This window comes from Rhizobium pisi, from assembly GCF_003938655.1.
GTDB classification, from domain to species: domain Bacteria; phylum Pseudomonadota; class Alphaproteobacteria; order Rhizobiales; family Rhizobiaceae; genus Rhizobium; species Rhizobium pisi.
Genome location: NZ_RJJT01000015.1, coordinates 74,239 through 87,183, shown reverse-complemented (window position 1 = coordinate 87,183; position 12,945 = coordinate 74,239). Strand labels below are relative to the sequence as shown.

General features: G+C 61.9%; 11 protein-coding genes and 1 other RNA gene. 9 read left to right on the top strand and 3 right to left on the bottom strand.

Going from position 1 to position 12,945, the window contains the following annotated elements:
- Positions 1-225: 225 nt before the first annotated feature.
- Positions 226-1,713, top strand: coding sequence for an esterase-like activity of phytase family protein (locus tag EFD55_RS21330; RefSeq protein WP_125847084.1), 1,488 nt, complete (start codon positions 226-228; stop codon positions 1,711-1,713).
- A 79-nt stretch (positions 1,714-1,792) separates the two neighbouring features.
- Here the strand turns inward: EFD55_RS21330 and ssrS are convergent.
- The 3 genes from ssrS to EFD55_RS21315 form a co-directional block, all read right to left on the bottom strand.
- Positions 1,793-1,951, bottom strand: a non-coding RNA gene (gene ssrS / locus EFD55_RS21325) — 6S RNA.
- A 59-nt stretch (positions 1,952-2,010) separates the two neighbouring features.
- The gene (locus EFD55_RS21320) at positions 2,011-2,388 is read right to left on the bottom strand and encodes a cell division protein ZapA (protein WP_125847082.1); all 378 of its coding nucleotides are present in this window, start codon (positions 2,386-2,388) and stop codon (positions 2,011-2,013) included.
- 15 nt (positions 2,389-2,403) lie between these two features.
- Complete coding sequence (locus EFD55_RS21315) at positions 2,404-2,679, bottom strand: DUF4164 domain-containing protein (protein WP_125847080.1); 276 nt, start codon at positions 2,677-2,679, stop codon at positions 2,404-2,406.
- 333 nt (positions 2,680-3,012) lie between these two features.
- On the opposite strand from EFD55_RS21315, the gene tkt reads away from it, so the two are divergent.
- From tkt to EFD55_RS21280, 8 genes are all read left to right on the top strand, one after another.
- The gene (tkt, locus tag EFD55_RS21310; protein WP_125847078.1) at positions 3,013-4,986 is read left to right on the top strand and encodes a transketolase; all 1,974 of its coding nucleotides are present in this window, start codon (positions 3,013-3,015) and stop codon (positions 4,984-4,986) included.
- Positions 4,987-5,068: 82 nt separating this feature from the next.
- Positions 5,069-6,079 (top strand): type I glyceraldehyde-3-phosphate dehydrogenase, encoded by a 1,011-nt coding sequence (gap, locus tag EFD55_RS21305; RefSeq protein WP_125847076.1) that lies wholly within the window; start codon positions 5,069-5,071, stop codon positions 6,077-6,079.
- A gap of 226 nt (positions 6,080-6,305) precedes the next feature.
- Positions 6,306-6,620, top strand: a complete 315-nt coding sequence (locus tag EFD55_RS21300; protein ID WP_125847074.1) for a hypothetical protein — start codon at positions 6,306-6,308, stop codon at positions 6,618-6,620.
- A 167-nt stretch (positions 6,621-6,787) separates the two neighbouring features.
- Complete coding sequence (locus EFD55_RS33260; RefSeq protein ID WP_165504845.1) at positions 6,788-6,964, top strand: hypothetical protein; 177 nt, start codon at positions 6,788-6,790, stop codon at positions 6,962-6,964.
- A gap of 494 nt (positions 6,965-7,458) precedes the next feature.
- Positions 7,459-9,333 (top strand): potassium/proton antiporter, encoded by a 1,875-nt coding sequence (locus tag EFD55_RS21295; protein WP_125847072.1) that lies wholly within the window; start codon positions 7,459-7,461, stop codon positions 9,331-9,333.
- A 70-nt stretch (positions 9,334-9,403) separates the two neighbouring features.
- Entirely contained in the window at positions 9,404-10,606 is a 1,203-nt protein-coding gene (locus EFD55_RS21290) for a phosphoglycerate kinase (protein WP_183736774.1), read from the top strand.
- 224 nt (positions 10,607-10,830) lie between these two features.
- Entirely contained in the window at positions 10,831-11,856 is a 1,026-nt protein-coding gene (locus EFD55_RS21285; protein WP_125847068.1) for a class I fructose-bisphosphate aldolase, read from the top strand.
- A 145-nt stretch (positions 11,857-12,001) separates the two neighbouring features.
- Entirely contained in the window at positions 12,002-12,925 is a 924-nt protein-coding gene (locus EFD55_RS21280; protein WP_125847066.1) for a PhzF family phenazine biosynthesis protein, read from the top strand.
- The last annotated feature ends 20 nt before the right edge of the window (positions 12,926-12,945 follow it).

Sequence of the window (12,945 nt, the reverse complement as noted above, 5' to 3'; positions counted from 1 at the left end):
AGATCGCAACATGCTTTAGGGCCAGAGCGGAAAAACTGCCTGCCAAAGCGTCATCCAGATATCACGATCCCGCCTTAGACCGTTAGCCCGGGACACGGGGAGACGAAATCCGGGGTGTGTTCTGCCCTCAGGAAACTGAATCCAAAGCCGGATTTCATTTGAGCCGGAGTCCAGCCTGCGGGTGGGGCACCGTTGCAGGAACGCTTTTGACCGAGAGGCTATTTCATGAAGAACGTCAGACCATATGCATCGCGGCTGTTCGCCGCTATTCTCGGGGCATCCGCCGCCATTCCGGCCGTCGCGAGCGCTGAGAATTCCGCCACCGTCGGCAGCCTCACCTTCGTCAACAAGGGCCTGGTCGGCGTTGGCCGCATCCCGGCCAACCAGCGTGACAAATTCGGTGAAACCTTCGGCTCCGGCTCCGGCATGGCGATCGATCCCGCCGCCTGGAGCCGCGACGGCGCCAGCTACAAGGGCACGCTCTACCTGCTGCCCGACCGCGGTTACAACGTCGCCGGCACCGTCGATTATCGCCCTCGCCTGAACACCATCTCGATCGGCCTGACCCCGACCGCTCCGGGTGCTGCCCCCAAGGCCGGCAAGGAACAGTCGGGCGTCGACGCAAAGCTTACCGATTCCATGCTCTTCCTCGATGACAAGGGTGGGGACATGACCGGTCTCGATCCGGAATCCGGTGTCCGCCCCGCTGCCGGCAACTTCCCGCCACTGCCGCAGGCTGTGAACGGCAAGATTGCGCTCGACAACGAGGCGATCGTCCGCATGGCCGACGGCACCATGTTCGTCAGCGACGAATACGGCCCCTACATCTATCGCTTCTCGGCCGACGGCCATCTGCTCTCGGCCACCCAGCCGCCGAAGGCGCTTTTGCCGATGCGCAAGGGCGCGCTGAGCTTTGCCTCCAACAACCCCGGCCCCGGCGCCGCCGCGCCCGATCCGAAGGACCCGGAGACCGGCCGCCAGAACAATCAGGGCCTTGAAGGCATGGCGATGACGCCTGATGGTAAGTTCATCATATCGGTGCTGCAGTCGGCCGCCCGCCAGGATGGCGGCGATTCCAGCTCGACCCGCCAGAACACCCGCGCCATGATCTATGACGCCGCCGACCCCGATCATCTGAAGCTGGTGCACGAATATGTCGTGCCGCTGCCGGTCTTCAAGGATGCCAAGGACAAGACGACGATCGCCGCAGAGAGCGAAATCGTCGCCCTTTCCGACAAGACCTTCCTGATGCTGTCCCGCGACAGCGGCAACGGCCAGGGCGTGAAGGGCGACACCTCGCTCTACCGCAAGATCAACGTCGTCGATCTTTCCGCCGCGACTGACATCGCCGGCAGCGATTTCGACGCCGGCAAGCCGATCGCGCCAAAGGGCGTCGTCGATCCCTCGCTGACGCCGGCAACGCTGACGCCCTTCATCGACCTCAACGACAAGGCCGATCTTGCCCGTTTCGGCCTGCACAATGGCGCGCCGAACGACAAAAACAATTTGTCGGAAAAATGGGAAGCCATGGGTCTTGCAAGCGTTCTCGACCCGAACCTGCCGGACGACTACTTCCTGTTCGTCGCCAACGACAACGACTTCCTGACGCAGGATGGTTTCCAGGTGGGCGCAGCCTACAAGGCGGAGGGCGGCGCCGACGTCGACACGATGTTCCAGGTCTTCCAGGTCACGCTTCCCGGCCTGAAGAAGTAATAGACGCGTTAAAAAGGGCGGACGCGCACTTCGCGTTCGCCCGCCACACCATGCGTCTTTGCCGACAAAAAAGGGAAGGGTGCGATCCACGACCACCGGTGGATGTTTACGATCCTGGGTGCCTACAAACGTAGGTGGGCGCCGTGTGCCCAGGCCCACAGGCCTGGCCAGGGACAGCTCCCTTTGGATCGAGTATGGCCCCAGGGATTGTGGTTCCTGTCGAGAGGCGCAGACCGCATCGCGATATATAAGGTCGTTTGCGCTGACGCGCCAGTGGCGACGGCAGGCCGTCCCTATTTAATTGAGTTCGGGCGCCGCGCGGCCATTCAGCTTGTCGGTGATGCCGCGGATTCGGCTCGACACTTCGCTCAACGCCGCAGCCAGGTTTTCCTCCGTGCGTGCTGTCGCGGCAAGCACGGTGTCGCGATTGCCGCGCAGCGATTCGAGTTCGGATTCCAGCCCGGCAACGCGGCGCGTCAGCTCGGAAATCTCGTCCATGATCATGATGCCAGCCATGACGGTGATCCTGAGATCGCCGATTTCGCCGAACTGACCCTTGAGATGGGCGACATAGTGGTCGAAGCGGATGGCGAGATCGGTCAGGTGTTCCTCCTGCCCTTCCTCGCAGGCCATGCGATAGGCCTTGCCGTCGATCGTTACCGTCACCTGCGCCATGCCATACTCTTTCTATCAGCGATCCAGAACAGCGCGGATCGTTTCCATCGCCGTCACCAGCCGCCGCGACACCTCGCGGTTGACCTCCTCCAGCCGGTTGGCACGGAATTCAGCCTGGTCGAGCTCCTGCGCCAGCCGCGAACGGTCGGCATGCACGCGCCGAACCTCGCCTTCGATCTCGCCCTGCTCACGCTGCCGCTCGATGCGCATATCGACGGCATTTTCGAGGTTCGAAATCGCCTGTCTCAGCTCGTTGAGCGCTGCTTCCATGGTTTTGCCCGTGGGCGTCATGCCTTTTCGATTCCCGTGCAGGATCTGCGAATCGGCCCTCAGCGCCGATCCTGTCATTTCAAGAGGATATGCAGCTCGCCGACGACCCGTCAATAAATGCCGTCATCTGCGCGCCGGCCTATCCTGTGGATGAATGCTTTCCGCGTGTCCGCGACGCAAGATTCGACTTTTGTGCAATCACGCGATCAAATGTCAAAAAACACTGCGAGCCACCCGGATTTGGCCCGCCATTTATTGACTTGCCAGCCCCAACTGCTATGTCTCAGCCGCTTTCACTCGATGGTCTTGGAGGCTCGAGGCCATCCCCCGACACCCGGAGTTTGCAGAAAAGCCATGACCTCTCTCCAACAAAATGACCGGATGGCAAATGCGATCCGCTTCCTCGCCATGGATGCCGTTGAAAAGGCGAACTCCGGCCACCCTGGCATGCCGATGGGCATGGCTGACGTGGCAACGGTCCTTTTCACCAAGTATCTGCGCTTCGACCCCAAGAAGCCGCATTGGCCGAACCGCGACCGCTTCGTTCTTTCCGCCGGCCACGGCTCGATGCTGCTCTACTCGCTGCTGTATTTGACCGGCTACCCCGACATGACGGTCGAGGATCTGAAGCAGTTCCGCCAGCTCGGCTCGAAGACCGCCGGCCATCCGGAATACGGCCATGCCACGGGCATCGAAACCACCACAGGCCCGCTCGGCCAGGGCATTGCCAATGCCGTCGGCATGGCGATTGCTGAGCGTAAGCTGCGCGAGGAATTCGGCGCGGAGCTGCAGGATCACTATACCTACGTCATCAATGGCGACGGCTGCCTGATGGAAGGCATCAGCCATGAGGCGATCGCGCTTGCCGGCCATTTGAAGCTGAACAAGCTGATCCTCTTCTGGGATAACAACTCGATCACCATCGACGGCGCCGTCTCGCTGTCGGACTCCACCGACCAGATCGCCCGCTTCAAGGCTGTTCACTGGAATACGATCGAGATCGACGGTCACGACCAGGCCGCCATCGCCGCTGCGATCGAAGCCGCCCACAACTCCGACCGCCCGACCTTCATCGCCTGCAAGACGATCATCGGCTTCGGTGCTCCGAACAAGCAGGGCTCCCACAAGGTGCACGGCAACCCGCTCGGCGCCGAGGAAATCGCCGCCGCCCGCAAGGCGCTGAACTGGGATTACGAGCCCTTCGTCATCCCCTCCGATCTTCTTGAGGAATGGCGCGCAGCCGGCACTCGCTCTGACAGTATCGTCAAGGCATGGGAAGAGACGCTTGCCAAGTCGCCTGCCAAGGCCGAGTTCAGCCGCCGTTTTGCCGGAGACCTGCCTGAAGGCTTCGACAAGGCCATCGACGACTATAAGAAGAAGCTTGCCGAAACCAAGCCGACGATCGCCTCGCGCAAGGCATCCGAAGACGCACTTGAAGTCATCAACGGCTTTGTGCCGGAAACGCTCGGCGGCTCCGCCGACCTGACGCCGTCGAACAATACCAAAACCAGCCAGATGCACTCGATCACGCCGACAGATTTCGCCGGTCGTTATATGCACTGGGGCATCCGCGAGCACGGCATGGCCTCGGCCATGAACGGTATCGCGCTGCACGGTGGCCTCATTCCCTACGGCGGCGGCTTCCTGATCTTCTCCGATTATTGCCGTCCGCCGATCCGCCTCGCCTCGCTCATGGGCATCCGTGTCATCCACGTGCTGACCCACGACTCGATCGGCGTCGGCGAGGACGGGCCGACCCATCAGCCGGTCGAACAGATCGCCGGCCTGCGTGCGGTGCCGAACCTGCGCGTCTTCCGCCCGGCCGACGCAGTCGAAACCGCGGAATGCTGGCAGATCGCCATGAAGAGCAAGGATCATCCGTCCGCTCTGGCTCTCACCCGTCAGAACCTGACGACCGTCCGCACCGAGTACAATGAGAAGAACCTCTGCGAACTCGGCGCCTATACGCTCGCCGGCAACGCCGACGCCAAGGTCACGATCTTCGCGTCCGGTTCGGAAGTGGAACTCGCCGTTGCCGCCCGCGCAACACTGGAAGGCAAGGGTGTCAGAACCCGTGTCGTATCCGTTCCCTGCACCGAACTGTTCTTCGATCAGCCGGAAGCCTATCGCCAGGAAGTCCTCGGCAACTCGCCGGTCAAGATCGCCGTCGAAGCCGCCGTCCGCGAAGGCTGGGATGCCTTCATTGGCCCGGAAGGCAGCTTTGTCGGCATGAAGGGCTTCGGCGCGTCCGGCCCTGCGAAGGACGTCTTCAAGCATTTCGGCATCACCGCCGACGCCATCGTTGCGGCTGCCGAAGCAAAGCTTTAATGAGAGCGCCTTGAGGCGCTCTCCATCTCCTCAATTCCAGGCCCTGCTCTATCGGGCCCTACTCTATCGGGAGTGAATGAACATGACAGTCAAGGTTGCCATTAACGGTTTCGGCCGCATCGGCCGCAACGTCCTCCGCGCTATTGTCGAATCCGGCCGCACCGACATCGAAGTCGTCGCCATTAACGACCTCGGCCCGGTCGAGACCAACGCCCACCTGCTGCGCTACGACTCCATCCACGGCCGCTTCCCGGCAGAGGTGAAGGTCGAGGGTGACACGATCATCGTCGGCAACGGCAAGCCGATCAAGGTCACCGCGGTCAAGGATCCGGCAACGCTGCCGCACCGCGAGCTCGGCGTCGACATCGCCATGGAATGCACCGGCATCTTCACCGCCCGCGACAAGGCCGCCGCTCACCTCACGGCCGGCGCCAAGCGCGTCATCGTCTCGGCGCCTGCCGACGGCGCTGACCTTACCGTCGTCTTCGGCGTCAACCATGACCAGCTCACCAAGGAGCATCTGGTCATCTCCAACGCATCCTGCACCACCAACTGCCTGGTGCAGGTCGTGAAGGTTCTCGACGACGCCGTCGGCATCGACCACGGCTTCATGACGACCATCCACTCCTACACCGGCGACCAGCCAACGCTCGACACGATGCACAAGGACCTGTATCGCGCCCGCGCAGCCGCCCTTTCCATGATCCCGACCTCGACGGGCGCTGCCAAGGCCGTCGGCCTCGTTCTGCCGCATCTGAAGGGCAAGCTCGACGGCACCTCGATCCGCGTTCCCACCCCGAACGTTTCCGTCGTCGACTTCAAGTTCGTCGCCAAGAAGGCGACCAGCGTTGGCGAAATCAACGAGGCGATCAAGGCTGCCGCAAACGGCAAGCTGAAGGGCATCCTCGGCTACACCGATGAGCCGCTCGTCTCCCGCGACTTCAACCACGACAGCCACTCCTCGATCTTCGCAACCGATCAGACGAAGGTCATGGAAGGCAACTTCGTGCGCGTCTTGTCCTGGTACGACAACGAGTGGGGCTTCTCCAGCCGCATGTCGGACACGGCAGTCGCTTTCGCCAAGCTCATCTGAGAGCCTGACGACTGAATATCGTAAGCGGCCCGGGAAACCGGGCCGTTTTGTTATAGGCGCTCACGCCGCATCATTTCCCATTTCCGCCGCCGGATCTGATAGGATAGACGGCCTTGGGCATTCGACATGAACAGGCCGCCAGTACCGGCTCGGTTCCAAAACCGGTCACGGCGTCATCGATAACCCCTACGGCCACAGCGCTGCCCGGGGAGATAAAGAGAGATGAATGGACTATTTTACCGTTGAAATCGCCGGCCGTGCCATTGCCAGTTTTCGCTCGCGAAACCACGAGGAAGCGACGCACTTCTTCGAGGCGGAAGATTTTCGCGACGACCTGACCATCCTCGAGTCCGAAGGCAAGGCCCTGTGGGATCGCAAGGCGACGCTCAGCCTGCGCAAGGCAACCGCCGAGGAAGCAAGCGAAGTCGAGCACGCCTATGAATTCGATGACGATCCTGAAAGGACCATCGACGACGAGTTCGTCGTTTTCCTGGTCCCGGTCGAAGATCTGACCGACGAGGGCGAAGACACCGAAGACTGACAGTCGATCCGTATCGGTCGTCCGGTTTCAAAAGCCATCTCGAAGCGACGGGTTCGGTGCGGCTGCAAGGATGGAATCACGGTTGGCAATCCGCTGGCCAACCGTGATAAACTGAGGAAATACATAGCGCTGCACAATGGCTGAAATGATCCAGGCGGAGGCGATAAATGGCAGAGGCGCAAAAACGCTTGTCCCACACCACCCTCAAGCGGCGGCAGCGGTTTCACCCCAAGCGGGACGTGAGACCTGCCGTGTTGGCAAAGGCTAATCGTCTGGTCATCTCGGTTGCCACGTTCATCGGTCTTTCGTTTCTCGCCGTCGTCATCCTTCAGGCAGTGTTCTGATAGCGGAGCAATGGCCGGCCACTTCTGGCACAAAGCTACAGCCGGCTCCGTCGCTGGGCAGACGGCCTGCCTTTCCTGCCCGATATCGAAAAATCTTCGCGTTCATTTTCCTCGCTCTCCGCATCCGCGTCTGCAATCCATTCTTCCGGTCATCGGACAGGACACACGGGCCGCGTGGAGGAACGTGTCTTCTCCTGTTGCAATCGGCAGATACCGTCAGGAAAAATCGATCTTCCTGCCTTTCGCCCTGCTCTTGCCTGATTTGCCCATACATTCTTTATAGAGAATTTCTCCCGTAGCATTTCCGTGTCGGTGGCCGTCCGGCAGCCGTTCAGCAGCATGATGCAGCACGAGACGAGGTTAAGCCGCAAGGCCTACCCTTCTCTGCCGTTTTGCCGTTTACTGATGGATCGGCGCGTTTGGCGGAGGGGTTGAGAAGGCGGATCGGCCGGGGATGGCCGTATCCGCGCAGCAGTCGATGGAAAGGGGTGGGCATGGAAGCGTTCTATATCGTGGTGCTGGTCTCGACGGCGCTCGTGCTTCTTGCCGCTTTTTCGAGCCTGCTCGCTTTCCGCTTCGGCGCCCCCTTGCTGCTGCTTTTCCTGATGATCGGCCTTGCGGCCGGCGTCGATGGTCTCGGCATTGAGTTCAGCAACAATTACCTCGCCTATATCCTCGGCTCCATCGCGCTTGCCGTCATCCTGTTCGATTCCGGCTTCGGCACGCCGATGCAGGCCTTCCGGCTCGCAGCCGTGCCCTCACTTGCGCTCGCCTCGGTCGGCGTGCTGATCACCGCCTCGCTCTTTGCCGTCGCCGCCATGTGGCTTTTGAATTTCACCTGGCTCGAAGGCCTGCTGCTCGGCTCGATCGTCGCGTCGACCGATGCCGCCGCCGTCTTCTTCCTGCTGCGCATCGGCGGCATCAATATCCGCGACAAGGTGCGCTCGACGCTGGAAGTCGAATCCGGCACCAACGACCCGATGGCGATCTTCCTCACCATCGCCCTGGTCGAGGTGCTGGCGAGCGGCGAGCGTTACTCCGGCATCAATATCGGCATGCTCGCCATGTTCGTGCAGCAGATGGGCCTCGGCGTCATTCTCGGCCTGCTCGGCGGCATGATGATCGTGCTGATCGTCAGCAAGCTCGATACCGAGCGCGGCCTGACGCCGATCTTCGTGCTGGCGCTCGCCCTCCTCGTCTTCTCCTTCACCGGCGCGGTCGGGGGCAGCGGCTTCCTTGCCGTCTATGTCGCGGGCATCTACGCCGGAAACCGCAAGATGCAGGCGATCGGCACCATCAAGCGCTTCCAGGACGGCATGACGTGGCTGGCGCAGATCATCATGTTCCTGGTGCTCGGCCTGCTCGCGACGCCCTCGCAGTTTCCCGTCATCATCGTGCCCGCCATCCTGCTCGCCCTCTTCCTGATCTTCGTTGCCCGCCCCTTGGCGGTCTGGCTGTCGCTGCTTCCCTTCGATTACACGCAGCAGGAGATCGGCTTCGTCGCCTGGGTCGGCCTGCGCGGCGCCGTCTCCATCCTGCTTGCGATCATGCCGATCCTCGGCAAGCTTGATAACGGCCAGATCTATTTCAACACCGCCTTCATCATCGTGCTGGTCTCCCTTCTCGTCCAGGGCTGGACGATCAAGCCGGTCGCCAAGAAGCTCGGCCTGATCATTCCGCCTCGCATCGGCGCGGTCGACAAGGTCGAGGTCGACCTGCCGGGTGCTGCCAACCATGAACTGCTCTCCTACCGCGTCATCAAGGACAGCCCGGTGCTGCGCGGCGAGCGCATTCCGCGCTGGGCGACGCCCTCGCTCGTCATTCGCGACGGCAAGTCGATGCGCTATCAATACGCCGGGCGGTTGCGTGAGAACGATCTCGTCTATCTCTTCATCGTGCCGAGCTATTCCCGCCTCCTCGACCGGCTCTTTGCCAGCCGCGCGCCGGTGGATGAGGATGATGCCGAATTCTTCGGAGCCTTCGCGCTTTCCCCCGCCCGCCCCGCCGCCGATCTCGACGCTGCCTATGGCCCAGGGCTTCTCAACGAGTCGGAAAAGGGTCTGACGATCGCCGAATTGATGCGGCAGCGCCTCGGCGGCAAGGCCGATTATGCCGACCGCGTCCGCCTCGGCTCGATCATTCTCATCGTCCGCGATCTCGACGAGCACGATCACGTCACCTCCGTCGGCATGTCGCTGGAAGCGGTCGAGCCGGCGATCACCCTGCCGATCTTCATCAATCTCAAGGACATCATCCAGCGCATCCGCGGCCGGCTGAAAGGACGCCGTAACCGCGAAACCGCCGCCTCTGAAAGCGCTGAGAAAGCGCCGGCCGGACGCGACGAAGCCACACGCGAAAACGGCCATTGAGCGCCTTGCGTCTCGGATGATCCTTGCTATGGTCGGCGCGATTTCCGCCAACCAAGACTGGATCCTCCCCATGCCTTCTTTCAAGACCCTCGACGATCTCACTGACATCAGCGGCAAGCGCGTTCTCGTCCGTGTCGACCTCAACGTCCCGGTCAAGGACGGCAAGGTCACCGATACGACGCGCATCGAGCGCGTGGCGCCGACGATCCTCGAATTGTCCAACAAGGGCGCCAAGGTCATCCTGCTTGCCCATTTCGGCCGGCCGAAGGACGGCCCGTCGCCTGATCTCTCGCTGTCGCTGATCGCCCCTTCCGTCGAGGAAGTGCTCGATCACGCCGTGCTGACGGCCGGCGATTGCATCGGCGAGGCCGCCGCCTCCGCCGTCGCTGCGATGAATGACGGCGATATCCTGCTTCTGGAAAACACCCGCTTCCACAAGGGCGAGGAAAAGAACGACGCAGACTTCATCAAGGCGCTTGCCGCCAACGGCGATATTTATGTCAACGACGCCTTCTCCGCCGCCCACCGCGCCCATGCTTCGACGGAAGGCCTCGCCCACCACTTGCCGGCCCATGCCGGCCGCACCATGCAGGCCGAACTGGAGGCGCTGGAAAAGGGCCTCGGCGATCCGGCCCGCCCGGTCGTTGCGATCGTCGGCGGCGCCAAGGTTTCCACCAAGATCGACCTCCTGATGAACCTCGTGAAAAGGGTCGATGCGCTCGTCATCGGCGGCGGCATGGCCAATACCTTCATCGCCGCCCGCGGCACCAATGTCGGCAAGTCGCTCTGCGAGCATGATCTTGCCGAAACCGCCAAGCAGATCATGATCGAGGCCGCGACCGCCGGCTGCGCCATCATCCTGCCGGAAGACGGCGTCGTCGCCCGCGAGTTCAAGGCCGGTGCGGCCAACGAGATCGTCGACATCAACGCCATTCCCGCCGATGCCATGGTGCTCGACGTCGGCCCGAAATCCGTCGAGGCCATCAAGGCCTGGATCGAGCGTGCCTCGACGCTGGTGTGGAACGGCCCGCTCGGCGCTTTCGAGATCGAGCCCTTCGATGCTGCGACGGTCGCCGCCGCAAAATATGCCGCCGAGCGCACCGTGGCCGGCAAGCTGACCTCCGTTGCTGGCGGCGGCGACACCGTCTCGGCGCTCAACCATGCCGGCGTTGCCGACGATTTTTCCTATGTCTCGACCGCCGGCGGCGCCTTTCTCGAATGGATGGAAGGCAAGGAGCTCCCCGGCGTCGCGGTGCTGAACGCCGCCAAATAATCAAAACCCGATTTGACAGGTTTTACATGTGGATAGACCGCGGGTGGCGAGGAGCCTTCCGCGGTCTTTTGCTCAGAGCGCGGAAAAAATCCCATCTTTTCAAACGATTGAATTGATTTCAATCGTTTCAATGACTTAGCCTTCCATTTTCCTCTCTATAAACTTCTGTTATCGCCATCCTATATCCTTAAACTGCCGATGTTTAATGCTGTGGAGAGAACGAGATGAGCGAACGACTGGAAGACATTGCAGTGCAGATGGTTGCAGGCGGCCGGGGACTGCTTGCAGCTGATGAATCGACCTCCACCATCAAGAAGCGTTTCGACACGATCAACCTCGAATCGACCGAAACCAGCCGTCGCGACTACCGGGAAATGCTCTTCCGCTCCGACGAAGCGATGAAGAAATACATCTCCGGCGTCATCCTCTATGAAGAGACGCTCTTCCAGAAGGCCGCCGACGGCACGCCCTTCGTCGACATCATCCGCGCCGCCGGCAGCATTCCCGGCATCAAGGTCGACACTGGCGCCAAGCCGATGGCCAAATATCCCAATGAAACCATCACCGAAGGCCTCGATGGCCTCGGCGAGCGTCTTGCCCGATATTACGAAGCCGGCGCCCGCTTCGCCAAGTGGCGCGGCGTCATTGCCATCTCGTCGACGCTGCCGACCCGCGGTTCGGTCCGGGCCAATGCTCAGGCGCTCGCCCGTTATGCGGCTCTCTGCCAAGAAGCCAAGATCGTTCCGATCGTCGAGCCGGAATGCCTGATGGACGGCAAACCGGGCGACCATAATATCGACCGTTGCGCTGAGGTGACCGAATCCACGCTGCGCATCGTTTTCGAGGAACTGGCCGATGCCCGCGTCAGCCTCGAGGGCATGATCCTGAAGCCGAATATGGTCATTGACGGCAAGAATGCCCGCAAGGCCTCGGTCGCCGAAGTCGCCGAACGCACCGTGCAGGTGCTGAAGCGCACGGTTCCGTCAGCCGTTCCGGGCATTGCCTTCCTCTCTGGCGGCCAGACGACCGAAGAAGCGACGGCGCACCTTTCCGCCATCAATTCCACGGCCGATCTGCCCTGGCTCGTCACCTTCTCCTACGGCCGCGCCCTGCAGGACAGCGCGCTCAAGGCATGGAACGGCAAGCAGGAAAACGTTGCCGCAGGCCAGCGCGAATTCACCCACCGCGCCGAGATGAACAGCCTCGCCGCCAAGGGCAGCTGGAAAAAGGACCTGGAAAAGGCCGCCTGATCTTTCGCGCTTGAGATTTGGACAGGACGCGGCAACTGCAGCGTCCTGCCCTTTCTGTCTCTGCCATTGTCTCGGCGACAAGAAACCGCTTCGTCCCGCGAAAAATCGTGATTATTCATAACGGCCCGCTGCAACAGGAGCCGCTATGCACACCATCTCCTACGTCACCGTCGATGTCTTCACGTCCGCGCGTTTTGAGGGCAATCCGCTTGCCGTCATCTCCGATGCGCGCGGTCTCACCGACGCTGAGATGCAGAAAATCGCCACCGAGTTCAACTATTCCGAAGTCACCTTCGTCCTGCCGCCGGAAGATCCTGAGAATTCCGCCCGCGTGCGCATCTTCACCCCGACGATGGAAATACCCTTCGCCGGTCATCCGAATGTCGGCACCGCCTATGTGCTCGGCCAGCGGGCGGAGATCTTCGGCAAGCCGGTCGGCGACAGGCTGCGCTTCGAGGAAGAGGCCGGCATTGTCGAAGTCAGTCTGAAACGCAGCGGCGGAAGGGTTACGGCAACAGCGATCCGCGCGCCGCAGCCGCTGACGATCGGCGATACCATCGCCGAAGAAACCATCGCCCGCTGCGTGACACTCGATCCCGGCGTCATCGTCACGACCACCCACGCCCCGGTCTTTGCCTCCGTCGGCCTCAACTTCGCCGTCGCCGAATTGAACGGGCTCGAAACACTGGCCGCCGCCCGCCCGAACCTTGCCGGCTTCCAGGCGGCCGCCGGCCGCCAGGCGACGAGCGGCCATGACTTCTCGCTCTTCCTCTATGCCAGAACCTCCGCAGACCCGTGGCATATCCGCGCCCGCATGTTCGCGCCGCTCGACAACGTGCCTGAAGATCCGGCGACGGGCAGCGCTTCGGCCGCCCTTGCCGCCTATCTCGTCTCGCTGGCGCCGGACGCCGATATGAATATCCGCATCACGATCGAACAAGGTGTGGAAATGGGCCGCCGCAGCGTCATCGCCCTCGATGTTGCGAAATCCGGCGGCATCGTCACCGACGTCGTCATCTCCGGAAGCTGCGTTCCCGTCATGCGTGGAGAAATCCTGCTTCAGGACTGACGATCGGGGCGACGCGGCCC

Bases quoted from the DNA above. Each gene is read 5' to 3' on its own strand.
- EFD55_RS21330 (WP_125847084.1), top strand. From the start codon at position 226: ATGAAGAACGTCAGACCATATGCATCGCGGCTGTTCGCCGCTATTCTC.
- gap (WP_125847076.1), top strand. From the start codon at position 5,069: ATGACAGTCAAGGTTGCCATTAACGGTTTCGGCCGCATCGGCCGCAAC.
- tkt (WP_125847078.1), top strand. From the start codon at position 3,013: ATGACCTCTCTCCAACAAAATGACCGGATGGCAAATGCGATCCGCTTC.
- EFD55_RS21300 (WP_125847074.1), top strand. From the start codon at position 6,306: ATGGACTATTTTACCGTTGAAATCGCCGGCCGTGCCATTGCCAGTTTT.
- EFD55_RS21320 (WP_125847082.1), bottom strand. From the start codon at position 2,388: ATGGCGCAGGTGACGGTAACGATCGACGGCAAGGCCTATCGCATGGCC.
- EFD55_RS21290 (WP_183736774.1), top strand. From the start codon at position 9,404: ATGCCTTCTTTCAAGACCCTCGACGATCTCACTGACATCAGCGGCAAG.
- EFD55_RS33260 (WP_165504845.1), top strand. From the start codon at position 6,788: ATGGCAGAGGCGCAAAAACGCTTGTCCCACACCACCCTCAAGCGGCGG.
- EFD55_RS21315 (WP_125847080.1), bottom strand. From the start codon at position 2,679: ATGACGCCCACGGGCAAAACCATGGAAGCAGCGCTCAACGAGCTGAGA.
- EFD55_RS21280 (WP_125847066.1), top strand. From the start codon at position 12,002: ATGCACACCATCTCCTACGTCACCGTCGATGTCTTCACGTCCGCGCGT.
- EFD55_RS21285 (WP_125847068.1), top strand. From the start codon at position 10,831: ATGAGCGAACGACTGGAAGACATTGCAGTGCAGATGGTTGCAGGCGGC.
- EFD55_RS21295 (WP_125847072.1), top strand. From the start codon at position 7,459: ATGGAAGCGTTCTATATCGTGGTGCTGGTCTCGACGGCGCTCGTGCTT.